Source organism: Roseomonas sp. AR75 (assembly GCF_005222815.1).
Classification (GTDB): Bacteria; Pseudomonadota; Alphaproteobacteria; order Acetobacterales; family Acetobacteraceae; genus Falsiroseomonas.
In genome coordinates, this window is the sequence record NZ_STGB01000005.1 from 941,813 (window position 1) to 964,728 (window position 22,916).

Sequence of the window (22,916 nt, forward strand, 5' to 3'; positions counted from 1 at the left end):
GTCGTGCGCGGCTGATTCAGACCTTCGGGCCTCTCGGCGCTGCGGTCATCAGACGCGGCGCTCATTCCGCCGGCACCGGCACGGCAGCGGGAGGACGCAGCGGCGGTGCCTCGGTGATCGGCGTGCCGCCCAGCAGCCGCAGGAGCCAGTTGCCGACACGCAGCCGCCAGATGTCGAGCCAGCCGGGGTTGCGGATCACGTCCAGCCGGTAGAACGAAGGACAAAGCTGCGCCGCATGCGCAACCTCCCCGCACAGGCCGCAGCCGACGCAGTCGTTGTTCACATGCGCAACCGGGTCGTCCTTCAGCAGGTCGCCCGAAGGCTTCAGCGTGAGCGAAGGGCAGCCGTTCAGCCGGATGCAGGCGTGGTCGCCGGTGCAGACCTCGGGGTCCACGCCGAAGCGGGATTGCACCACGCGCGTGCCGGCGGCGATGGCCTTCGCCTGGGCGGGTCGCAGCCGCTTCTGGCGCGCCAGCATGCATTCGCCGCGCGCGACGATGACCTTCAGCCCCTTCACCGGATCGGACAGCGCATCCTTCAGCGTGCGCAGCACGCCGCGCACGTCATAGGTGTGGACGGTGCGCACCCAGGTCGCGCCCACGCCTTTGATGGCGCGCTCCACCGGCACGGCCTTGCCGCGGCCCTCCCCCGACGCCTCGCGAGACGAGGGGATATCCTGCAGCCCGGTGGCGCTGGAATAGCCGTTGTCCATCACCACCAGCACCGCGTCGTCGCGGTTGAACACCGCGCCGGCCACGCCGGTATTCAGCCCGTTGTGCCAGAATCCGCCATCGCCCATCACGGCGATGGGCCGGCGCTGGTTGGTGCCGGCGACGGCGGCGGCGGACGCCAGTGACATGCCGTAGCCCAGGATGGTGTTGCCCTGGTGGAAGGGCGCGAAGGTCGCGAAGGCATGGCAGCCGATATCGGCCGCGACATGCACCGGCCCCGTCTCCTGCCGCAGCAGCTTCATCGCGCTGAACACCGGGCGTTCCGGACACCCGGTGCAGAAGGTGGGCGCGCGCGGCGGCAGCGACGCTCCGATGGCCGCCTTCGCCGCGCCCGCTGCGGCGGGGGCGAGGGACGAGATGGCGACGAAGCGCTGGCCGTAGCGGTCGAGGAACTGCGCCAGCCCCGCCGCGATCACCGGCGGCGCATACTCCCCCGCCAACGGCAGGAAATCCTTGCCGTGCAGGGGCGTGTTGAGGTCGGCCTTGCGCAGGATCTGGGCGATGGCCTGCTCGATGTAGTCCGGCGCGCCTTCCTCCAGCACCAGCACGCCGCGCTTGCCCGCGCAGAAGCCGGCGATCTGCTCCGGCACCAGCGGGTGCGTGACGTTGAGGACCAGCGTCGGGATGCACAGGCGGCCGAAGGCGTCGGAGAGGCCCATCGCCGCCAGCTCCGCGTTCAGCGCGTTGAACAGCCCGCCCTGCACGATGATCCCGAGCTCGCCTTCCGTCGGCCCCAGCGTCTCGTTCAGCCCGTGCTCCAGGATGTAGCGCCGCGCCGCCGGCAGACGGCGCGAAACCTTGTCGGCCTCCTGCGGGAAGGTGACGGGCGGATGTGCGAGCCGCCCATAGTCGAAGCGCGCCGGCACCGCCGGGTTGCGGAAGCTGACCGGCGCGCGGCGGTTGTCCTTCGCCACGAAGCTGCCGAAGACATGGCAGGCGCGGATGCGCAGTTCCAGCATCGCCGGCGTGTTGGAGGCCTCGGACAGCGCGAAGCCCTGCTCCACCATGCGCACGATGGTCGGCAGGTCCGGCCGCGGATCGAGCAGGATCAGCGAGGATTTCAGCGCGAAGGCGTGGCTGCGTTCCTGCGCGACGGAGGCGCCCTCGCCGTAATCCTCGCCGACCACGATCAGCGCCCCGCCGATGACGCCGGGCGAGGACAGGTTGCTCAGCGCGTCCGCCGCGACATTGGTGCCGACGATGGCCTTCCAGGTGACCGCGCCGCGCATCGGATAGACGACGGAAGCGCCGAGCATCGCCGCCGCTGCGGCCTCCCCCGTGCAGGTCTGCAGGTGCACGCCGAGCTCCTGCAGCAGGTCCTCGGATTGCAGCAGCACGTCCATCAGGTGCGACACGGGCGCGCCCTGATAGCCACCAACGTACGAAACGCCGGATTGCAGCAGCGCCTTGGTGACGGCGAGGATGCCCTCGCCGCGGAACGTCTCGCCTTCGCCGAGGCGCAGCGAGGCGATCTCTTCCCGGAACGAGACCTCCATCGGTTACCTCCCGGCCGGCATTGGACAAGCCGGCGCCGAATGCCTTACTGCGCATATCGGACAAGGATCGGTGGGGTGTCAAACGGTCTTGCGGAGGGAGAGGAGCCGCGGCGGGAGGAAGTCGCGCTTGGGCCCCTGCCCGACTATCTCGGCTACCTGCTGCGCCGCGCCCAGGCCCGCGTCTTCGCCGATTTCGCGGAGGCGCTGGACGGTGCGATCAGCCCGGGCGAGTTCGGGCTGCTCACCCTCGTCGTCGAGAACCCCGGCATCACCCAGGTGCGGCTTGCCGCGGCGCTGGGGCTCGACAAATCCACCCTCAGCCCGGTGCTCGCGCGGCTGACGGAGCGCGGGCTGCTGCGGCGCGAGCGGCTGGCCAGCGACGGACGGCTGCAGGCGCTCCGCCTCGCGCCCGGCGCGGAACAGGCCTATGCGGCGATGCGTGCCCGCGTGGAGGCGCATGAGGCGCGCATCGGCGCGCGCTTCACCGCCGCGGAACGCGCGGAATTGATGCGCCTGCTGCGCCGCGTCGCCGGCTGACGGCGTCGCACCACAGCCGCAGCGGAGCGCTCCCCGCGTTGACGATGCAGCGCGGCCCGCCTAACCCCGCAGTGGACGCCAGAACCGGGAGACAAAGACGATGCGCTCGCATGAGGGCCAGTTCTCCGACAATCGCCCGATCCGCCGCACGCCGCAGGAGAAGCGCAAGCTGCTGGCGGAGTTGAAGGAGACGCTGGCGAACCTCAAGCCGAGCGCCGCGCCCTCCATGCGGACCACGCTGATGGCGCGCATCAAGGAACTGGAAGCCGACCTCGCCAGCGCGCCGCCGCCGCGGCGCTGAATACCGGCCAGGGGAGGATTACGGCGCGGCCGCGAAGCGGCCACACTGCGGAATGATCCCGCCAACCTCGCCGACCAGCCGGGACGCCAGGCGCGCGCTGGCCGGCATGGGGCTGATGCTGGCCTGTTGCCTGGCCTTCGCCGGGATGGGCGCCTGCTTCCGCGCGGCGATGCTGGATGGCTTGCCGGTTCCGGTGCTGCCCTTCGTGCGCGGGCTGTTCACCTGCCTGGTGATGCTGCCCTTCATGCTGCGCAACGGCGTCGCCGACCTGGCCACGCGGCGCCCCGGCGCGCATCTGTTCCGCATCGGCGCGGGGCTGACCGGCTTCTTCCTGCACATGCTCGCCATTCTCTGGCTCCCGCTGGCCGACGCCGTGGCGCTGATGCATGCGCGCCCACTCTGGGCGCTGCCGCTGGCCTTCCTGATCCTGGGCGAGCGCATCGGCTGGGACCGTGCCATCGCCGCGGCCATCGGCTTCACCGGCGTGCTGATCATCGCGGGGCCGCAAGGCGAGCTTTCCGCCGGCACGCTGGCTGCCGTGGGCGGGGGCATCACCGGCGCGCTGGTGCTGATCGCGATCAAGCAGCTTTCGGCGACCGAGCCGCCTTCGCGCGTGGTGGCCTATTACGCCATCGCCAGCATCCTGGTCTGGGGGCCGATCAGCGCCTTCGTCTGGGTCACGCCGTCCTGGACCGCCATGGCCTGGCTGCTGGGAGGGTCGGTGCTCGCCATCATCGGTGATTTCTGCGCCTCCTGGGCGGCGCGGCGGGCGCCGGTGGGGCTGCTGGCGCCGGTGGAGTATGCGCAGATCCCCGCCAGCGCCGCTCTCGGCTTCCTGATCTTCGCGGAGGAGCCGGGCTGGACGCTGCTCTGGGGCACGCTGATCATGGTCGGCGCCACGCTCTACCTCGCACGCAGCGCAGGACGATGAACGACGACGCCATCTTCGCCCCGGGCTTCGCGACCACGCCGTACTGGTGGGAGGAGGCGCCGCCGCCCGCGCCGGGGACGCCCGCGGTGCCGGACAGCGCGGAGGTCGCCATCATCGGCGGCGGCATCGCCGGACTGTCCTGCGCACTTGAACTCGGCCGTGCCGGCGTCGCCGCGCTGGTCATGGACAAGGAGGCGATCGGCTGGGGCGCATCCTCGCGCAATGGCGGCGCGCTCTCCGGCGCCGGCAGCCTGGGCCGCGCGAAATCGGATGTCTCGAAGGGGATGGATCCCCGCTTGCTGGCGGAGATGGTGGAGGAGGCCGAGGCCAGCTTCGACGCGCTGGATGCGCTGATCGCGCGCGAGGACATCGACTGCGCCTGGCGGCGCTGCGGCCGCTTCGTCGGCGCACACAGCGCGGTCGCGATGACGACGCTGGGCAAGCGCGCGGCGCTGCTGAACGCCGCCGAACAGGGCTCCGCGGAGCTGCTGCCGCGCGAGCGGCTCGCGGAGGAGCTCGGCACCACCCGCTATCATGGCGGCCTGCGCATCAGCCGGGCCGGCGCGCTGCATCCTGCACGCTACACCCAGGGCCTCGCCGCTGCCGCGCAGCGTGCGGGTGCGACGCTCGCCGGTGGCGTCGCGGTGCAGGGCATCGCGCGCGACGGCGCCGGCTTCGCGGTCGCGACCACGGCCGGCTCCGTGCGGGCGCGACATGTGATGGTGGCGACCAACGGCTACACCGGGCGTGCGACGCCCTGGCACCGCCGACGCGTGATCCCGGTGGCAAGCTACATGATCGCGACGGAGGCACTCGGCGCGGAACGGGTGCGTGCACTGCTGCCGCATGGGCGCGTCTACGGCGACACCAAGAAGATCCTGTACTATTTCAGGCCGTCGCCGGATGGCACCCGCATCCTGTTCGGCGGGCGCGCCACCCTGTCGGACACCGATCCGCGCATCGGCGCGCGCTGGCTGCACCGCCAGTTGCTCGACCTGTTCCCGCAGCTTGCCGGCACGCGGATCACGCATGGCTGGAAGGGGAATGTCGCCTTCGCCTTCGACATGCTGCCGCATGTCGGCGTGCAGCAGGGCGTGCATTTCGCGCTGGGCTGCAACGGCAGCGGCGTGACGACGATGACGCATCTCGGCACCGTCGCGGCGCGCATGATGCTGGGCGGCGACAACCGCATCAGCGCCTTCGCGCGCATGCCGATGCCGACCATGCCCGGCTACACCGGCACACCCTGGTTCATGCCGCTGGTCACCGGCTGGTACCGGATGAAGGACCGGCGCGAGGGCTGGCGGGTGTAACGGAATGTGGGCCCACGCCACGAGCCGGCCCGGCCGGCTTGACCAGGCCGGCAAGATCATGGCTGAGAGGGGCTCGTTGCGCATCGCGTGCCCGCCGGCGCGCCGCGCGCCGCTTCGAACAATGGGAGAGCAACATGTCTCTTGGACGCCGCACCCTGCTGGCCGCCGGCGCGACCGCGCTGGCGCTGCCCGCCATCCGCACCGCGCAGGCGCAGACCGCGCTGCGCTTCAGCCTGGACTGGGCGCTGCAGGGCAACCACGCGATGTGGTCGCTGGCCGATGACCGCGGCATCTACCGCAACCTCGGGCTCTCGGTGCGGATGGACCGCGGCTTCGGCTCGGGCGATGCGCTGGTGAAGGTCGCGTCGGGCGCCTACGACATCGGCTTCGCGGATTTCTCCGGCGCGGTGAAGTTCAACGCGGAGAACCCGCAGAACCGCCTGGTGATGATCTATCCGGTCTTCGACCGCACCGCCGCGGCGCTGATGACGCTGAAGGGCCGCCGGATCGAGAAGCCGCAGGACGTGGCCGGCCGCAGCCTCGGCGCGCCGGAAGGCGAGGGCAGCCGCATGCTGTTCCCCGCCTTCGCCCGCGCCGCCGGCATCAACACCAGCGGCATCCGCTGGACCTCCATGGCCGCCAATCTCCGCGACACGATGCTGCGCACCGGCCAGGTGGATGCCGTCACCGGCTTCCTGTTCACGGTGCATTTCAACCTGGTCGGCCTCGGCGTGCCGGAGGACCAGATCCTCGGCTGGCCCTATGCCGAGAACGGCCTCGACATCTACGGCTCCGGCGTCTTCGTCCGGGCCGAGTGGCTGGACCGCAACCAGGAGACGGCGACGAAGTTCGTGAAGGCCTCGGTCGAGGGCCTGAAGCTGCTGCTGGCCGACGTGCCCGCCGGCATGGCCTCGCTGAAGCGGCGCGAGCCGCTGTTCGATGAGGCGCTGGAAGCGCGGCGCTTCGCGATGACGCGCGACCGCTCCATCCTCACCCCGAACAGCCGCGCCAACGGCCTGGGCCATGTGGATCCGGCGCGCGTGCAGCAGCTGATCGCGGTGAATGCCGAGGCGCTGGGCGTGGCCAACCCGCCCAAGGCCGAGGATTTCTTCACCGACCGCTACCTGCCGCCGAAGTCCGAGCGGATGGTCTGAAGCACGCCATTTCCCTCCCCCGCTCTTGCGGGGGAGGGTCAGGCTGGGGGAAACCCGCTCTCTGAGCACTCCCGGAGAGACCCGCGCCATGCCCAAGCTCCTTCTCACCGGCGCCCGCGTGCTGGCGCCCGATGCCCTCTCCGCCCCCTTCGCCGATCTGCTGATCGAGGATGGCCGCATCGCCGCGCTGCTGCCGCCGGGCACGGCGGTGCCCGACGCGCAGACGCATGATGCCGCCGACCGCCTTGTCATCCCGGGGCTCGTCAACGGCCATACCCACGGCCATGGCGGGCTGGCGAAGGGATCGGGCGACAAATGGGACCTGGCGCTGCTGCTGGCGCATGCGCCCTGGATCTCGGGCGGGCGCAACCTGCAGGACAAATGGCTCTCCACCGCGCTGACGGCGGTGGAGATGCTGAAAAAGGGCTGCACCGCAGCCTTCGACCTGCCCTTCGAATTCCCCGCCCCAACGGTCGAGGGGCTCGACGCGATGGCGGAGGCCTATGCCGCCGTCGGCCTGCGCGCCGTGCTTGCGCCGATGGTTGCCGACCTCACCTTCTTCCAGGCGACGCCCGGCCTGGTGGAGGCGTTGCCCGAGGAACACCGCGCGCGCGCGGCCGGCATGCGCATGGCGCCCGCCGCCGACATCCTCGCCGCCATCGGCACCGCGGCGCAGGGCTGGTCGCATGGGCGGCGCAACATCCGCCTCGGCTGCGCCCCGACCATCCCGCTGCATGGCACGGACGAGTTCCTGAAGGGCTGCCGCGCGCTGTCGGCAGAATACGGGCTGCCGATGCAGACCCATGTCTCGGAATCGCGCTACCAGAATGCCGGGGGTGAGATCCGGTACGGCGGCGCGACGTTGCTGGAGCACATGGACAAGCTCGGCCTGGTCGGGCGCTGGTTCAGCGTCGCGCATGGCGTGTGGCTGACGCAAGGCGACCTCGACCTGCTGGCGAAGCGCGGTGGCGCGATGTCGCACAATCCCGGCGCGAACATGCGCCTGGCCTCCGGCATCGCGCCGGTGCGCGCGGCGATCCGCGCCGGCGTGACGGTGGGCATCGGCACCGACGGCTCCTCCTCCTCCGACAACCAGAACATGTTCGAGGCAATGCGCCTGGCCGCCTTCGCCTCCCGCTTGTGGGAGGATGCGGAGGAGGACGAATGGCTCGGCACGGCGGAAACGGTGAAGCTGGCCACAACCGGCTCTTCGCATATCGTCGGCCATGACGAGGGCGGCGTGATCGCGGCCGGCAAGGCCGCCGACCTGGTGCTGCTGGACCTGCGCCACGTGAACTGGGCGCCGCTGAACGACGCCGCCAACCAGCTCGTCTGGACCGAGGATGGCAGCGCGGTGAAAGACGTGATGGTCGCCGGCGCCTGGAAGCTGCGCAACGGCGTGGTGCTCGGCGTGGACGAGGCGAAGCTGGCGCGCGAAGCCAACGAGGCGGCGGAGCGGCTGCGCGGCGTGAATGCGGAGGCGCGCGCCTGGTGCGACGCGGTCGCGCCGCATGTGGCATGCCATTGCCGCGCGCTGGCGAAGGGCTGGACGCGCAGCAAGCGGCTGCTGAAGGCCGAATAAAAACCCCCCCCCGCCCTGCCCTTTCTCCCTCCCCTGCTTGCGGGGGGGGCCGGGGTGGGGGCAGCGCACCCCACCTCGTTGCCGGACCCATTCACGCATGACCGACCAGCCCCTCGCCGACCTGCTCATCACCGGCGGCACCGTCGTCAACGAGAGCGCGCGATTCGCGGCCGATGTCGCCATCAAGGACGGCGTGATCGCATTCGTCGGCCACCCGGCCTTCGCGCCCAAGGCGAAGGACACGCTCGACGCGCGCGGCAAGCTCGTCATCCCCGGCGCGATCGACGTGCACACGCACATCCGCGAGCCCGGCATGGCCCACAAGGAGGACTGGACCACCGGCACCCGCGCTGCCGCGGCCGGCGGCGTCACCACCGTCTTCGACATGCCCAACACCGAGCCCGCCATCGCCACGCCCGAGGCACTGGCCGCGAAGCGTGAGGCCGCCGAGCGTCAGGCGCATGTGAATTTCGGCCTCTACGGCATCCTCGACGAGCGTTCGCTCGATCACCTGCCGGCGCTGGCGACGGAAGGCGTGATCGGCTTCAAGCTGTTCCTCGGCAACACAACCGGCAACAACCCCGCGCCCAACGACGGCGCCGTGCTGGAAGGCTTCGAGGTTCTTGCCAGTCTCGGGTTGCGCTGTTCCATCCATGCGGAGAACTCGCCCATCCTGTTCTGGCGCGAGAACCGGATGAAGGCCGCAGGGCGCGACGACGCCTTCGCGCATCTGGCCGCGCGGGCCGACATCGTCGCACTGGAATCCCTCAACCGCTCCATCGTGCTGTCCGAGTGGACCGGCGCGCGCATCCACATCGTGCACGAAAGCTGCATGCGCTCGATCCCTGTCATCCGCGACGCCAAGGCGCGCGGCGTGCCGATGACGGTGGAGACCTGTCCGCAATATGTCCTGCTCGCTGCGGAGGACCTCACCGGCGACAAGGGCCGCGTCGCGCGGCTCAACCCGCCGATCCGCGAAGGCCGCCAGCGCGAGCCGATCCTGCAGGCGCTGCTCGACGGCACCATAGACATGCTCGGCACCGACCACGCCCCGCATGCCGAGGAGGAGAAGCAGCGCCCCTCCTTCTGGGACAATGCCTGCGGCTTCCCCGGCGTCGAGACCTCCATGCGGCTGATGCTGACGCTGGTGCATGAGGGGCGGATGACGGTGGAGCAGTATGTCCGCATGGCCTCCGCCGCGCCGGCGCGCGCCTTCGGGCTGTGGCCGCGCAAGGGCGTGGTGCAGCCGGGCGCCGATGGCGACATTGCCGTGGTGGACCCTGCCGCGCGGGGCGTGATCCGCGGCGCGGAGTTGCACAGCCTCCGCAGCCGCTTCACCCCGTTCGAGGGCATGGAGACGGTCGGTCGCGCGGTGGCCACCATCGTCCGTGGCCGCATCGTGATGCGGGACGGCGTGGTGCGGGACGCGCCGGGCTGGGGGCGCATGGAACGTCCCGCCATGCCGAAGCCCGAGCCGCGCAACCTGGCGACGACGACGAAGGCGATCCTGCAGCCGGACGCGCGCCCGTGGTAGCGCGACGCACCACGGCCTGAGCGGCGGACTATGCGGCGCCGACCAGGCCACGTGCGCCCGCGGCGGTGTCGACGATCGGGATGGCCGCGTCCAGGCTGACCGCCTCCAGCGCGCTCCGCACATCCGGCCGTGGCGCGGCGAGAGCCAGGCGGCCGCCTGATCGCTTCAGCACGCGCGCCGCCGTCAGCAGCAGGCGGATGCCCGAGGAGCCGCAGAATTCCACATCCGACAGGTCGATGACGGCGCCGGCCGGCGCATGATTCACTTCGGCGAGGAACGCCGCCTCCAGCCGCGTGGCGCCCGCCGTATCCAGGAAGCCGGCAAGTGCGATCTGCCGGACGCCGCCGCTGATTTCCGTCTTCCGAATTGAAGCTGCCGCCATGGTCCTACCCCGCCCGTCATGCGCTGCACCGGCGCGAACCGCCGCTGCAGGGCAGTGTCGGTAACCGCCGGGCAGGCGCGATGTGACGCAACGCACAGACCGCATCCTGCCCCTCCTCCTGCGCGCGGTCGCGAAGCGCCCCGGGCATGATCGAACGGCAGCGGAGGTCCCCATTTCCCTGTCCCGCCGAAGTCGGGCAACAGGGTGAGCCGGCGCAGCCCGGTCAGGCGGGCGCCGGATCGTGGCGGCGGCAGAACTCCTCTGCCGAAAGGGTGCGGATCTCCTCCAGCGCCGCGGCCAGCCTCTCGCGTGGCCAGTCCCACCAGGCGATGCGCAGCAGCGCGGCGCGGACCGGCTCGGGGAAGCGGTAGCGCAGCACCCGGCCGGGATTGCCCACCACCACCGCGAAGGGCGGCACGTCCTTCGTGACCACGCTGCCCGCACCGATCGCCGCGCCGGCGCCGATGGTGACGCCGGGCAGCACGATCACGCCGTGCCCGAGCCAGACGTCGGGACCGAGCGTCACCCGATGGCCGCGCCGCCAGTCGAAGAACCCCGCCTCGTCCGGGCCGAGGCCATAGGCGCTGGCGCGGTAGGTGAAGTGGTTCAGCGCCACGCGGTCCAGCGGATGGTTGCCGGGATTGATGCGCGTGTGGCTGGCGATGGAGCAGAACTTCCCGATCGTCGCGTAGATGATCTGCGCGTCATGCACGACATAGGCGTAGTCGCCCATCTCCACCTCGGCCAGCGTGGTGCGCGCGCCGACCTCGGTGTAGGCGCCGAGCGTGCTGTCGCGCACGCTGGCGGTCGGGTGGATGAAGGGCTCGCCGCCGAGCCGCTTGCCGGCGGTGCCGGGGTCCTGGAAGGTGGTCATGCGCGGATCAGCCTCATGCGGATGCGACGGCTCGCCGCATCGATCACGCCGACCGCGAACAGGATCAGCAGGACGATGAAGGCGGCCTCGTCCCAGTTGTTGATGCGCATCCGGTCGGCCAGCGCAAGCCCGATGCCGCCCGCGCCGACCACGCCGATGATGGTGGCCGATCGCGTGTTGCTCTCGAAGGTGTAGAGCACCTGCGCCAGCATCACCGGCGCGGCCTGCGGGATCAGCCCGAATCGGATGGCGTGCAGGCGCGACCCGCCGCTGGCGCGCACGCCCTCCACCGGCCTGCGGTCGGCCGATTCCAGCGCTTCCGAGAAGGTCTTGGACAGCGTGCCGATATCCGGCAGCGCGAGCGCCAGGATGCCGGCGAAGGGCCCCATGCCGACGGCCGAGACGAAGATCAGCGCCCAGACCAGGCTGTCCACCGCGCGCAGCCCGTCATAGGCGCGGCGCACCGTGAAGCGCGTCAGCGCCGAGGCGATGACGTTGCGCGCGCCGAGGAAGGACAGCGGCAGCGCGATGGCGGCCGCGAGCAGCGTGCCGAGGAACGCCATGGCCACGGTCTCCGCCAGCGCCTGCAAGAGGTCCGTGAGATGCCCGCCCGCGCTCGGCGGCCACATCAGCGCCAGCAGCCAGCCGAGTTTGCCGATGCCCTCGAGCAGCCGCGCCGGCGAGGCATCCACGCGCCACAGACCGACCAGCAGCAGCAGCGTGCCGCCGGCGAAGATCCAGGGCGGAGAGAGCCTGGTCATGCCGCCCGCAGATCCTCCGCCCCGATCACCCCCGCGCGCAGCCTGCCGCAGAGCAGGTCGATGGCGGAGACAGTCAGCAGGATCAGCAGCAGGATCGCGGAGATGTCGGGATAACTGAACTGCCGCACGGAGAGATACAGCTCCTCCCCGATCCCGCCGGCGCCGACGATGCCGAGCACGCTCGCCTCGCGCACATTGATCTCGAAGCGCAGCAGCCCGAAGGAGAGCACACCCGGCAGCGACTGCGGCAGCACGCCGAGGCGCATCGCCTGCGCCCAGGTGCCGCCCGCGGCGCGCACGGCCTCGACCGGGCGTAGGTCTGCGTTCTCGTGCACCTCGGCGAAGAGCTTACCGAGCGCGCCCATCGTGTGCAGGGCGATCGCCAGCACGCCCGCCAGCGGGCCGAGGCCGAAGGCGTAGACGAAGATCAGCGCGAAGACGAGCGTCGGCACGGTGCGCGCCAGTTCCAGCACGCGCCGCGCCGCCGCCACCGCCCAGCGCGGCGCCAGCGTCGCGGCCGCGGGGAAGGACAGCAGCAGCGCCGCCGCCGCGCCGAGCACGGTGCCGGTATAGGCGATCAGCAGCGTGTCCAGCAGCAGCCCGATCCAGAGATCGAGGCCCCACATCCACTCGGCCAGGTCCGCGCCGAGGCTGTCCCACCGCAGCGCCGGGATGGTGCGCCAGACGTAGTCGGCCGCCATGGGCAGGCCGGCGAGCAACCGCGACAGGCTGACCTCGCCCACCTGCGCCGCGACGGAGAGCGCGAGCAGGAAGACGGTGATCCAGACGGACAGGCCGATCCGTTGCCTGCGCCGTCGCGCTCGCCAGGCATGCTCCGCGCCGCGCGCGGCGGCCGAGATCACGGCGCGGTCAGGAGCGCTGGCGGCGCCGCGCCAGGTTCTCCTCCACCACCGCGATGACGTCGAGGTAGTCCTCGTGCCGCGTCGGCGCGACGCCCGTGGCGCCCGAGGCCGCGACTGCGAAGGCTGCCGGGTCGCGCTCCGGCATGGCGAAGACGGCGGCCGCCCAGTCGCGGCGCAGATCCTCCGGGAGGTCGGCGCGCATCACCCAGGGGCTGTTGGGGATGATCGGGCTGGTCCAGACGATGCGCGTGACGCCCGGGGCGATCATGCCCTTCTCTTCCATGCGCTGGATGTTGCCGCGACGCGGGTTGGACCAGAAGGTCGCCGCCGCATCGTAGGTGCCGTTGAGCACGGCGACGACGCTCTGCTCGTGGCTGCCGGAGAAGCCGGTACGGCCGAAGAAGCCCGCAGGATCGAAGCCGGCGCGCCGCAGGAAATAGGCGGGGAAGGCGAAGCCGGAGGTCGAATTCGGGTCGGCGAAGGCGAAGGAGCGGCCGCGCAGATCCTCGATGCGCTGGAAGGCGCTGCCGGCCTTCACGAAGGCGATCGAGTAGTACCCCGTCTCGCCCTCGTTATCGCGGTCGCGCGCGAAGGGGATGACGCGGCTGCCCATGACGCGATGCGCCAACGCATAGTTGGCCGGACCGATGCGGGCGAACTCGATCTGGCTGCTGCGCATCGCCTCCACCACGCCGGCATAGTCGGTGGCGCGGAACACGCGCAGCGGCACGCCGAGGGTGCGCTGCACATAGTCCTGGAAGGGCTGCTGGCGCTGGACCGCGTCGCGCTCGTTCTCGGCCGAGGAGATGCCCAGGCGCAGTTCGCGATACTGCGCGCGCCAGCCCGCCTGGGCACGGATGGCAGGGGCGGCGAGCAGGCCGGGGACAGCGAGCAGCGCGGCGCGGCGTGCGATCATGGACTGGCTCCTCTCCGGCGCGGCGGCGCCGGGCGGTGGGCCAGTAGCGGAAGCGCGTTTCATTCGCGTGACGCGCCGGCGACGATGTCGTGGCGGGTGTCAGATACCCGTCGGCGCCCGTACTCTGCTCCCGTCGAAGAAGCGGGCCAGCGCGAAGGGCGCCGGGTCCACCACCGGCGGTGCCCCGGTGACCAGGTCCGCCGCCAGCCGGCCCGCGCCGGGCCCGATGCCGAAGCCGTGGCCGCTGAAGCCGGCCGCCACGACCAGCCCCGGCATGCCCTCGACCGCCGAGATCACCGGCACCGCATCCGGCGTGGAATCGATCCACCCCGCCCAGAGCCGCGCCGCCTGGATGCCGGCGAGTTCGGGATAGGCGGCGACGATCGCATCCAGCGCCGGCTGCACGATGGAGGATTTCGGCCGCGCTTCCAGCACGCGCATCCGCTCGAACACCGTGGGACGGTCGAAGGACCATCTGCCATGCAGCGCGTCCGGCCCTTCGAGGAACGACCGGCCGAGCCGCAGCTCAACCACCTTCCAGTTCTTCCTGAGTGCCGGCAGGAACTGCCTTGCATAGCGGATGCCCGCCGGCGTCAGCTCCAGCCGTCCGCGCGCCTTCGCCGCGACGAGATAGCCGCCATCCAGGCGCGGCGTCAGGATGAAGTCCGGCGTCAGCAGCGGGCCGGTGCTGACCTGCTTCGCCGGCGTGGTCGCGAAGACGGTGGAATGCACCGAGGATTGCGGCATGTCGAAGCCGTGCCGACGCAGGAACATCGAGGCCCAGGCGCCGGCGGCCACGATCACCGCCTGGGTGCGGATGCGTCCCTTCTCGGTGAAGACGCCGCTGATCCGCCCGCCGGTGGTGTCGAGCCCGCGCACGGCGCAGTTCTGGTGCAGCGTGGCGCCACGCGCGCGCGCCCCCTTCGCCAGCGCCGGCGCCGCCATCGCGGGCTCCGCCCGCCCGTCGCGCGGCGAGACGACGCCGCCGATCCAGTCCTGCGCATTGCCCGGCGTCAGGCGCTTCGCTTCCTCGGCGCCGATGATCCGCGCCTGCACCTGGTAGGGCTGCGCCTTGTCGAGCCAGGCCTGCCACTCCGCAAGCTGCTTCGGATCCTTGGTGACATAGACCAGGCCGTTGCGCCGCATTCCCATGTCGGCGCCGATCTCCTCCGGCAGCCGGTCCCAGAGTTCCTGGCTGTGCTGCATCAGCGGGATCTCCCGCTCGTCGCGGTTCAGCGTGCGGCACCAGCCCCAGTTGCGGCTGGACTGCTCGCCGGCGACCACGCCCTTCTCCAGCAGCGCGACGGAATGCCCGGCCTTCGCCAGCGCATAGGCCGCGGCGACGCCGACCATGCCGGCGCCGATCACGACCACATCGGCGGCATCGGGCAGGGCGTCGTCGCCTTCGATCAGGTCAAGCGGGCGGGTGGCGACCATCAGGCGGCACCCGGTGCGCCGCGGGCGGGAATGCGGATCATGCGCGCATGCTACACGCCCCCGCGCAGCAGGCTATGCGGCGCGGGGTGGTGTTCCGGCGCATGCCCTGCCGAAGGCGGCGGTTCCGCCGCGCCGGAACGGCCGCCGCCGGGCCACCGGCACGCCTCGGCAGAATCATCTGCCGCGCACCCGGCGAACAACACGCAACTCTCCCAAACGGGGGGACCATTGAAGCCGATCGCGCCGTGGCGGAGCCCATAGCCTGACGGCCACAGGCAGGACTCCCGACCCGATGCTCGACACGCCGGAGACCACCGCGAAGCTGATCGAGGCGCGCCAGCGCCATGTCCCACGCGGCGTGCTGACGGCGCATCCGGTGGTGCTGGACCGCGCGCAGGGCGCGGAAGCCTGGGATGTCGACGGGCGGCGCTACCTCGATTTCGTCGGCGGCATCGGCGTGCTCAATCTCGGCCACAACCATCCGCGCGTCGTGCAGGCGGTGCAGGCGCAGCTCGGCCGCATCACCCATGCGGCCTTCCAGGTCGCGGCCTATCCGCCCTATGTCGCGCTTGCCGAGCGGCTTTCGCGGCTCGTCGGCGGCGGCGCCGACTACAAGGCCGCCTTCTTCACCTCCGGCGCGGAGGCGGTGGAGAACGCGGTGAAGATCGCACGCGCCCACACCAACCGCCCCGCCGTCATCGCCTTCCGCGGCGGGTTCCATGGCCGCACGCTGCTTGGCACCACGCTGACCGGCATGAGCGCGCCCTACCGGCAGAATTTCGGCCCCTTCGCGCCGGAGGTGTTCCACACCCCCTTCCCCAACCCCTATCGCGGCGTGGCCGACGCCGATGCGCTGGCGGCACTGGACGAGCTGTTCGCGACCGAGGTCGCGCCGGACCGCGTCGCGGCGATCCTGATCGAGCCGGTGCAGGGCGATGGCGGCTTCCTGCCGGCCTCCCCCGACTTCCTGCGCGCCCTGCAGCAGACCGCGCAGAGCCACGGCATCGTGCTGATCCTGGACGAGATCCAGTCCGGCTTCGGCCGCACCGGCAGGCTCTTCGCCTTCGAGCATGCGGACATCGCGCCCGATCTCGTCACCGTCGCGAAGAGCCTGGCCGGCGGGCTGCCGCTGTCGGGCGTGGTCGGCCGTGCGGAGATCATGGATGCGCCGCTGCCCGGCGGCCTGGGCGGCACCTATGGCGGCAATGCACTGGCCTGCGCCGCCGCGCTCGGCGTGCTCGACGCCTTCGAGCAGGACGGGCTGCTGCAACGCGCCGAGGCACTGGGCGCGCGCCTGCGCGCCGGGCTGGAGCGGCTGCAGCAGCGCCACCCTTCCATCGGCGACGTCCGCGGTCTCGGCTTCATGCTGGCGATCGAGATCGTCGCCGACCGCTCCTCCCGCCGGCCGGATGCCGATCGGGCGCAGCGCATCATCGATGCCGCGCGTGAGGAGGGGCTGCTGGTCATCAAGTGTGGCGTGCACCGCAACGTGATACGGTTCCTGGCGCCGCTGGTGACCACCGATGCGCAGCTGGACGAGGGCCTCGGCCAGCTTGAACGCGCCCTCGCAAGGGCCGCACCATGACGGCAAGGCCCGCATAACGACGCCGGCAAACAGCGGCGAGAACAAGGAGGCAGGGATGACTGACAGGAAGTTCGAAGAACTCGGCAGCGCCGAGGAATCGCGCGTGCTCGATGCGGTGCGGCGCGGCGCCACGCGGCGCGACCTGATGGCGATGCTGGGCGCGGGCGGCATGGCGGCCGCCACCGCAGGCTCCATCATCGGCGCCGCGACGCAGGCCGTGGCGCAGGAACCGAAGCGCGGCGGGCGCATCCGCGTCTCCGGCACCTCGACCTCCACGGCGGATACGCTGGACCCGGCGAAGCAGTCGCTGTCCACCGACTATGCGCGCTGCAACATGTTCTACAACCCGCTGACCACGCTGGACGGCAGCCTGACGCCGCGGCCGGCGCTGGCGGAATCCTGGGACAACCAGGCCGCCACGGTCTGGACCTTCAAGCTGCGCGACGGCGTCACCTTCCACGACGGCAAGCCGCTGACCGCCGAGGACGTGGTCTTCTCGCTCTCCCGCCACAAGGACCCGGCCACCGCATCCCGCGCGCGCTCGCTCGCGACGCAGATGAAGGAGATCGTGGCGACGGGCCCGCGCGAGGTCCGGATCACGCTGGAAGCGCCGAATGCCGATCTGCCGGTGGTGCTGGGTACCTTCCACTTCCACATCATCAAGGCCGGCACATCGGATTTCTCCACCGCCATCGGCACCGGGCCGTTCCTGTGCAAGGAATTCCAGCCCGGCGTGCGCTCCATCGCCACGCGCAACCCGAACTACTGGCAGAACAACAAGCCCTATCTCGACGAGGTCGAGTTCATCGGCATCCCCGACGAGCAGGCGCGCGTCAACGCGCTGCTGTCGGGCGACGTGCAGCTCATCGGCGGCGTCGATCCGCGCTCCGTGCGCCGCATCCAGCAGACGCAGGGCTTCTCGGTGTTCGAGACCAAGTCGGGCTACTACACCAACCTGATCATGCGGCTGGACCAGTCGCCCGGGAGCAACCCCGATTTCGTGCTGGCCATGAAGCACCTGTTCGACCGCGCGCAGATGCGCACGGCGATCCTGCGCAACTACGGCGTCATCGGAAACGACCAACCGATCGACCCGACCAACCGCTTCTACTTCGCCGGCCTGCCGCAGCGTCCCTTCGACCTGGACAAGGCGAAGTTCCACTTCCAGCGCTCCGGCGTGGGCAGCACCGCGCTGCCCGTGGTCTGCTCCCCGGCCGCGCCGAACTCCATCGACATGGCGCAGGTGATGCAGCAGAGCGCGCAGCGCATCGGCATGAACCTGGAGGTGCGGCGCGTGCCGGCCGACGGCTACTGGTCGAACCACTGGTTCAAGCATCCGATCGGCTTCGGGGCGATCAACCCGCGCCCTTCCGCCGACATCCTGCTGACGCTGTTCTTCAAGTCCGACGCGGCCTGGAACGAGAGCGCCTGGCGCAACCCGCAATTCGACCAGCTTCTCGCCGCGGCACGCGCCGAGACGGACGATGCGAAGCGGCGGCAGATGTACGCCGACATGCAGGTGATGATCCACAACGGGTCCGGCATTGGCATCCCGGTGTTCCAGAGCCTGCTGGATGGCCATAGCGCGAAGCTCAAGGGCCTCGGCGCGATCCCGGTCGGCAGCCTGATGGGCTACGACTTTGCCCAGCATGTCTGGTGGGAAGGTTGAGTTGACAGCGCGGCGGCCATGCTGAGGCTGGTCGCCGCGCGCATCGCGCTCGGCCTGGTGTCGCTGCTGCTGGTCTCGCTGGCGATCTTCGCCATCACCAGCCTGCTGCCGGGCGATGCCGCGCAGGAACAGCTCGGTCAGGCCGCGACGCGGGAGACGGTGGAGGCGCTGCGGCGCAACCTCGGCCTCGACCAGCCTGGCCACGTCCGCTACCTGCGCTGGATCGGCGGGCTGCTGCAAGGCGATTTCGGGCGGTCGCTGGTGAACGATATGCCGGTGGCGCAGCTGATCGGCTCCCGCCTGCCGAACTCGCTGATGCTGGCCGCGGCCACCGCGGCGGTCTCGGTGCCGCTTGCCCTCGCCATCGGCACCACGGCGGCGATGTGGCGCGGCACCGCCTATGACCGCGCGGTGTCCATGCTCACGCTGTCCGTCGTCTCCGTGCCGGAATTCCTGGTGGCGACGGCGGCGGTGATCGTCTTCGCCGTGCAGCTCCGCTGGGTCTCGGCGCTGTCGGCCGCGGCCGACATCACCTCGGTCGGGCAGTTCTTCCGGGTCTTCGCCCTGCCGGTCTTCTCGCTCTGCTGCGTCATCATCGCGCAGATGGTGCGCATGACGCGCGCCGCGCTGATCGACCAGCTCCGCGCGCCCTATGTCGAGATGGCCGTGCTCAAGGGCGTGGGGCCGTGGCGCGTGGTGCTGACCCATGCGCTGCCGAATGCCATCGGGCCGATAGCGAATGCCGTCGCGCTCAGCCTGTCCTACCTGCTGGGCGGCGTGATCATCGTGGAGACGATCTTCAACTACCCGGGAGTCGCGAAGCTGATGGTGGATGGCGTGGCGCAGCGCGACCTGCCGGTGGTGCAGGCCTGCGCCATGCTGTTCTGCGCCGCCTACTTGGTTCTGGTCACCACGGCCGATGTGGTCGCCATCCTGGCCAATCCGCGGCTCAGGCACGGATGAGCCGGATGCTCCGCCAACTCCGCCCCGCCGGTCTCATCGGCCTCGCCATCCTGGCCTTCTGGCTGGCGATGGCCGCCATCGGGCCCGCGGTCGCGCCGCATGACGCCGGTGCGATCGTGGACATGGAGGTGTTCCTGCCGGTCAGCGCGCAATTCCCGCTCGGCACCGACTATCTGGGGCGGGACATGCTGAGCCGCGTGCTGCATGGAACGCGCTACACCGTGGGCGTCGCGCTGGTCGCCGCGCTGATCGCCAGCGGCAGTGGGCTGATGCTGGGCATGTGCGCGGCGATCTGGGGCGGCTGGGTGGATGGCGCGATCAGCCGCACGCTGGACACGCTGATCTCGATCCCCAGCAAGATGTTCGCGCTGGTGGTCGTCGCCGCCTTCGGATCCTCGGTGCCGGTGCTGATCCTGATGGCGGGCATCATCTACACGCCCGGCGCCTACCGCATCGCGCGCTCGCTCGCCGTCACCGTCAATGCGCAGGATTTCGTCACCGTGGCGCGAGCCCGCGGCGAGGGCACGCTGCATCTCGCCGGTGCGGAGATCCTGCCGAACATCATCGGTCCCGTGCTGGCCGATTTCGGCCTGCGCTTCGTCTACATCGTGCTGCTGCTGGCGGGGATGAGCTTCCTCGGGCTCGGCGTGCAGCCGCCCAACGCCGATTGGGGGTCGCTGGTGCGGGAGAACATGGCCGGCCTCTATGAGGCCGCGCCGGCGGTGCTGATGCCGGCCTTCGCCATCGCCTCGCTGACCATCGGCGTGAACCTCGCCATCGACGTGCTGAGCGGCGGACGCCGCGCGGCGGACGAACGATGACGCGACCGCAGCTCGAGGTCCGCGACCTGGAAGTGCGCGCCCGCAACGCCGCGGGCGAGGAGGTGCCCATCGTCGAGCGCGTCTCCTTCGCGCTGCAGAAGGGCGAGGTGCTGGCGCTGATCGGCGAATCCGGATCGGGCAAGACCACCATCGCGCTGTCGCTGCTGGGGTATGCGCGGCCGGGCTGCCGCATCAGCGGCGGCACGATCCGCCTGGGCGAGACCGATGTGCTGGGCCTTTCGCGCCGCGCACTGCGCGACTTCCGCGGCCGACGCGTGTCCTACGTCGCGCAATCCGCCTCGGCCGCCTTCAACCCCTCCCGCACGGTCATGGCGCAGGTGACGGAGATGGCGCTGCTGCACGGCACCGCCGACCGTGCCGGGGCGGAACGTCGCGCGATCGAGCTCTTCCGCGCCCTTGCCCTGCCCGACCCCGAGCGCATCGGGCACCGCTATCCGCACCAGGTCTCCGGCGGACAGTTGCAGCGGCTGATGGCGGCGATGGCGCTGATCGCCGAACCGGAGCTGGTGGTGCTGGACGAGCCGACCACCGCGCTGGATGTCACCACCCAGATCGAGGTGCTGCGCGCCTTCAAGGACGTGGTGAAGGGCAGCGGCACCACGGCCGTCTATGTCTCGCACGATCTCGCGGTCGTCGCGCAGATGGCCGACCGCATCCTGGTGCTGCGCAACGGCGCGATGCAGGAGATCGGCCCCACCGCGCGCATCCTGTCCGCGCCGCAGAGCCCCTATACGCAAAGCCTGCTCGCCGCTGCCGCGCCGGTGCCGCGCGGCGCGGACCAGCCGCCCGCGGCCGCGCCGGTCATCGCCGTGCAGGGGCTGACCGCCGGCTATGGCCGCATCGGCGCGGACGGCATGCCGCAGATCCCGGTGCTGCGCGACATCGGCTTCGAGATCCGCCGCGGCTCCTCGCTCGGCGTCATCGGCGAATCCGGCAGCGGCAAGAGCACGCTCGCGCGCGTCGTCGCCGGGCTGCTGCCGGCGGCGCAGGGCCGGGTGCTGCTGGACGGGGAGGCATTGCCGCCGGCGCTGGCGCAGCGCACGCCCGGGCAGCTCCGCCGCATCCAGCTGGTGTTCCAGAGCGCCGACACGGCGCTCAATCCGCGCCGCAGCGTCGGCGCCATACTGGGGCGCCCGATCACCTTCTTCCACGGCGCGAAGGGCGCGGAGCGCGACCGCCGCGTGAAGCGCCTGCTGGACCTGGTGCAGCTTCCCGCCGCGGTGGCGGAGCGCCAGCCCGGCGAGCTCTCCGGCGGGCAGAAGCAGCGCGTGAACCTGGCCCGCGCGCTGGCCGCCGAGCCCGACCTGATCCTCTGCGACGAGGTGACCTCCGCGCTGGATACCGTCGTCGGCGCCGCGATCCTGGATCTGATGGACGAATTGCGGCGGGAGCTCGGCCTCGCCACCATGTTCATCAGCCACGATCTGCACACCGTGCGCGCGGTCTGCGACGAGGTGATGGTGCTCTACGCCGGCGCCTGCGTGGAGGTGGGCAGCCGGCGGGCCATCCATGAGGCGCCGTGGCACCCCTACACGCAGCTTCTGGTCTCCTCGGTACCCGAGCTCCGCCAGGGCTGGCTCGAGGAACGCGGCAGCGTTCGCGGGCCGGAGGTCATCGGCACCGACCGCCCTGCCTGCGCCTTCTTCCCGCGCTGCAGCGTGGCGCTGCCCGGCACCTGCGACCGCGTCGCGCCGCCGCGCCGGACGCTGTCGAAAGGCGCGGACATCCTGTGCCACCGGGAGGAGGCGGACCTCCTCCGCGCCGCTATTCCAGCCGGTCCTTGAGGCTGTAGTAGGCGCCGACCAGCGGCAGGAACCAGGGCTTGCCGTAGTTGAAGGCGATCGGCTTCCAGTCGAGCTTCGCGAAGGGGTTGGCCGCCGCCTCGCCCGCCATCACGCGCGCCATCTGCTGCCCGAGATGCACCGACATCTGCGCGCCATGGCCGGACAGGCCCATCGCGTAGAACAACCCGTCCTGCTCCCCCGCGCGCGGCAGGCGATCCTCCGTCATGTCCACCAGCCCGCCCCAGCAATAGTCGAGGCGCACCGCGCCGAGCTGGGGGAAGGTGGCGCGAAGCTGCGCGCGCAGCACGTCGCCGCTCTTCGCGTCCTCGGTGGGATTGGACATCGCGAAGCGGGCGCGGCCGCCCCAGATCAGCCGGTCGTCCGGCGATATGCGGAAGTAGTTGCCGATGTATTTCGTCGTCGTCGCCGTGCGCCGCGTCGGCATGATGCTGTCGAGCTGCTCCGGCGTCAGTGGCTGCGTCACCACGATGAAGCTGCCCACCGGCACGATGCGGCGGCGGAACCAGGCGAAGGGGCCTTCGCGGCTCGGCCCCGTGGCGATCAGTACCTGCGCCGCATCCAGCGTGCCGCGCGCCGTCGTCACGCGATGCGCATGGCCGTTCAGGCGTGTCAGCGCGGTGACCGGCGCTTCCTCGAAGATCCGCGCGCCGGCGCGCGTGGCGGCATCCGCCAGCCCGGCGCCGAAGCGGCCCATGTGCATCATCGCGCTCTTGCGATAGAGCAGCCCGCCGTGGAAGGCGTCGGAGCCGATCTCCGCACGGATGCGCTCGCGCGGGATCAGGTCTGTCTCCGGGTCGCAGTCGCGGTGCAGGATCTCGAAGCTGCGGGCGATCTTCTCGTAGTGCGCGGGCTTCGCCGCCAGCTTGATCTTGCCGGCGCGGCGGAAGTCGCACTGGATCTGCTCCTCCCGCACGATGCGCTCCACCGTGTCCACCGCGTCGTCGAAGGCGCGATACAGCGCGCGCGCAAGGTCGGCGCCGAGGCTCGCCGCCAACCCCGCATAGTCGTGCGAGGTGCCGTTGTTGACATGCCCGCCATTGCGGCCCGAGGCGCCGGCGCCGACGCGGCCGGCTTCCAGCACCGCGACCGAGGCGCCGCGCCGCGCCAGCGCCAGCGCGGCGGACAGGCCGGTGAAGCCGCCGCCGATCACGGCGACATCCACCTTGCCCTCCACGGGTCCTGCCGCGCCGCCGGCGAAGCGCGTCGCGGTCTCCAGCCAGTAGGAGGCGAGCTTCACGGC

General features: G+C 71.1%; 20 protein-coding genes. 12 read left to right on the plus strand and 8 right to left on the minus strand.

Annotated features, from left to right (window positions below; genetic code table 11):
- Positions 1-61 precede the first annotated feature (61 nt).
- Positions 62-2,227: an indolepyruvate ferredoxin oxidoreductase subunit alpha gene (locus E4T13_RS23915; protein WP_137180840.1), complete on the minus strand. Its 2,166-nt coding sequence runs from the start codon at positions 2,225-2,227 to the stop codon at positions 62-64.
- A gap of 75 nt (positions 2,228-2,302) precedes the next feature.
- Between E4T13_RS23915 and E4T13_RS23920 the strand changes: the two genes are divergently transcribed.
- The 7 genes from E4T13_RS23920 (at position 2,303) to E4T13_RS23950 (ending at position 9,579) form a co-directional block, all read left to right on the plus strand.
- Positions 2,303-2,764 (plus strand): MarR family winged helix-turn-helix transcriptional regulator, encoded by a 462-nt coding sequence (locus tag E4T13_RS23920; RefSeq protein WP_170985200.1) that lies wholly within the window; start codon positions 2,303-2,305, stop codon positions 2,762-2,764.
- Between the two features lie 100 nt (positions 2,765-2,864).
- On the plus strand, positions 2,865-3,065 hold the full coding sequence (locus tag E4T13_RS23925) for a hypothetical protein (RefSeq protein WP_240791258.1): 201 nt from the start codon (positions 2,865-2,867) through the stop codon (positions 3,063-3,065).
- Positions 3,066-3,117: 52 nt separating this feature from the next.
- The gene (locus tag E4T13_RS23930) at positions 3,118-3,996 is read left to right on the plus strand and encodes a DMT family transporter (RefSeq protein WP_240791259.1); all 879 of its coding nucleotides are present in this window, start codon (positions 3,118-3,120) and stop codon (positions 3,994-3,996) included.
- A complete protein-coding gene (locus tag E4T13_RS23935; RefSeq protein ID WP_137180842.1) occupies positions 3,993-5,309 on the plus strand; it encodes an FAD-binding oxidoreductase in 1,317 nt (438 codons plus the stop codon). Before E4T13_RS23930 ends, E4T13_RS23935 begins: the two co-directional genes overlap by 4 nt.
- A 134-nt stretch (positions 5,310-5,443) precedes the next feature.
- Positions 5,444-6,463 (plus strand): ABC transporter substrate-binding protein, encoded by a 1,020-nt coding sequence (locus E4T13_RS23940; RefSeq protein WP_137180843.1) that lies wholly within the window; start codon positions 5,444-5,446, stop codon positions 6,461-6,463.
- Between the two features lie 88 nt (positions 6,464-6,551).
- On the plus strand, positions 6,552-8,045 hold the full coding sequence (locus E4T13_RS23945; protein WP_137180844.1) for an amidohydrolase family protein: 1,494 nt from the start codon (positions 6,552-6,554) through the stop codon (positions 8,043-8,045).
- 97 nt (positions 8,046-8,142) lie between these two features.
- Complete coding sequence (locus E4T13_RS23950) at positions 8,143-9,579, plus strand: dihydroorotase family protein (protein ID WP_137180845.1); 1,437 nt, start codon at positions 8,143-8,145, stop codon at positions 9,577-9,579.
- 28 nt (positions 9,580-9,607) lie between these two features.
- Here the strand turns inward: E4T13_RS23950 and E4T13_RS23955 are convergent, their stop codons facing one another.
- The 6 genes from E4T13_RS23955 to E4T13_RS23980 form a co-directional block, all read right to left on the minus strand.
- Complete coding sequence (locus E4T13_RS23955) at positions 9,608-9,961, minus strand: STAS domain-containing protein (protein WP_170985201.1); 354 nt, start codon at positions 9,959-9,961, stop codon at positions 9,608-9,610.
- A 223-nt stretch (positions 9,962-10,184) separates the two neighbouring features.
- A complete protein-coding gene (locus E4T13_RS23960) occupies positions 10,185-10,835 on the minus strand; it encodes a chloramphenicol acetyltransferase (RefSeq protein ID WP_137180847.1) in 651 nt (216 codons plus the stop codon).
- Positions 10,832-11,596, minus strand: a complete 765-nt coding sequence (gene phnE, locus E4T13_RS23965) for a phosphonate ABC transporter, permease protein PhnE (RefSeq protein WP_137180848.1) — start codon at positions 11,594-11,596, stop codon at positions 10,832-10,834. The genes E4T13_RS23960 and phnE (E4T13_RS23965) overlap by 4 nt, the downstream gene beginning before the upstream one ends.
- On the minus strand, positions 11,593-12,459 hold the full coding sequence (gene phnE, locus E4T13_RS23970) for a phosphonate ABC transporter, permease protein PhnE (RefSeq protein WP_137180849.1): 867 nt from the start codon (positions 12,457-12,459) through the stop codon (positions 11,593-11,595). The genes phnE (E4T13_RS23965) and phnE (E4T13_RS23970) overlap by 4 nt, the downstream gene beginning before the upstream one ends.
- Before the next feature lie 7 nt (positions 12,460-12,466).
- Positions 12,467-13,375, minus strand: coding sequence for a phosphate/phosphite/phosphonate ABC transporter substrate-binding protein (gene phnD, locus E4T13_RS23975; protein ID WP_170985202.1), 909 nt, complete (start codon positions 13,373-13,375; stop codon positions 12,467-12,469).
- 99 nt (positions 13,376-13,474) lie between these two features.
- Positions 13,475-14,812 carry an FAD-binding oxidoreductase gene (locus tag E4T13_RS23980; RefSeq protein WP_137180851.1) on the minus strand — a complete coding sequence of 446 codons (1,338 nt, stop codon included), beginning with the start codon at positions 14,810-14,812 and terminating at the stop codon, positions 13,475-13,477.
- 292 nt (positions 14,813-15,104) lie between these two features.
- On the opposite strand from E4T13_RS23980, the gene gabT reads away from it, so the two are divergent.
- The 5 genes from gabT to E4T13_RS24005 are packed head-to-tail and all read left to right on the plus strand — an operon-like array spanning position 15,105 to position 21,655.
- Positions 15,105-16,397 (plus strand): 4-aminobutyrate--2-oxoglutarate transaminase, encoded by a 1,293-nt coding sequence (gene gabT, locus E4T13_RS23985; RefSeq protein ID WP_137180852.1) that lies wholly within the window; start codon positions 15,105-15,107, stop codon positions 16,395-16,397.
- A gap of 55 nt (positions 16,398-16,452) precedes the next feature.
- Positions 16,453-18,066, plus strand: coding sequence for an ABC transporter substrate-binding protein (locus E4T13_RS23990; RefSeq protein ID WP_137180853.1), 1,614 nt, complete (start codon positions 16,453-16,455; stop codon positions 18,064-18,066).
- An 18-nt stretch (positions 18,067-18,084) separates the two neighbouring features.
- The gene (locus tag E4T13_RS23995) at positions 18,085-19,029 is read left to right on the plus strand and encodes an ABC transporter permease (protein ID WP_137180854.1); all 945 of its coding nucleotides are present in this window, start codon (positions 18,085-18,087) and stop codon (positions 19,027-19,029) included.
- Positions 19,030-19,034: 5 nt separating this feature from the next.
- Entirely contained in the window at positions 19,035-19,850 is an 816-nt protein-coding gene (locus E4T13_RS24000) for an ABC transporter permease (protein ID WP_240791260.1), read from the plus strand.
- On the plus strand, positions 19,847-21,655 hold the full coding sequence (locus E4T13_RS24005; RefSeq protein WP_137180856.1) for an ABC transporter ATP-binding protein: 1,809 nt from the start codon (positions 19,847-19,849) through the stop codon (positions 21,653-21,655). The genes E4T13_RS24000 and E4T13_RS24005 overlap by 4 nt, the downstream gene beginning before the upstream one ends.
- Here the strand turns inward: E4T13_RS24005 and E4T13_RS24010 are convergent.
- Positions 21,636-22,913, minus strand: a complete 1,278-nt coding sequence (locus E4T13_RS24010; RefSeq protein WP_137180857.1) for an FAD-binding oxidoreductase — start codon at positions 22,911-22,913, stop codon at positions 21,636-21,638. The genes E4T13_RS24005 and E4T13_RS24010 overlap by 20 nt on opposite strands.
- Between the last annotated feature and the right edge of the window lie 3 nt (positions 22,914-22,916).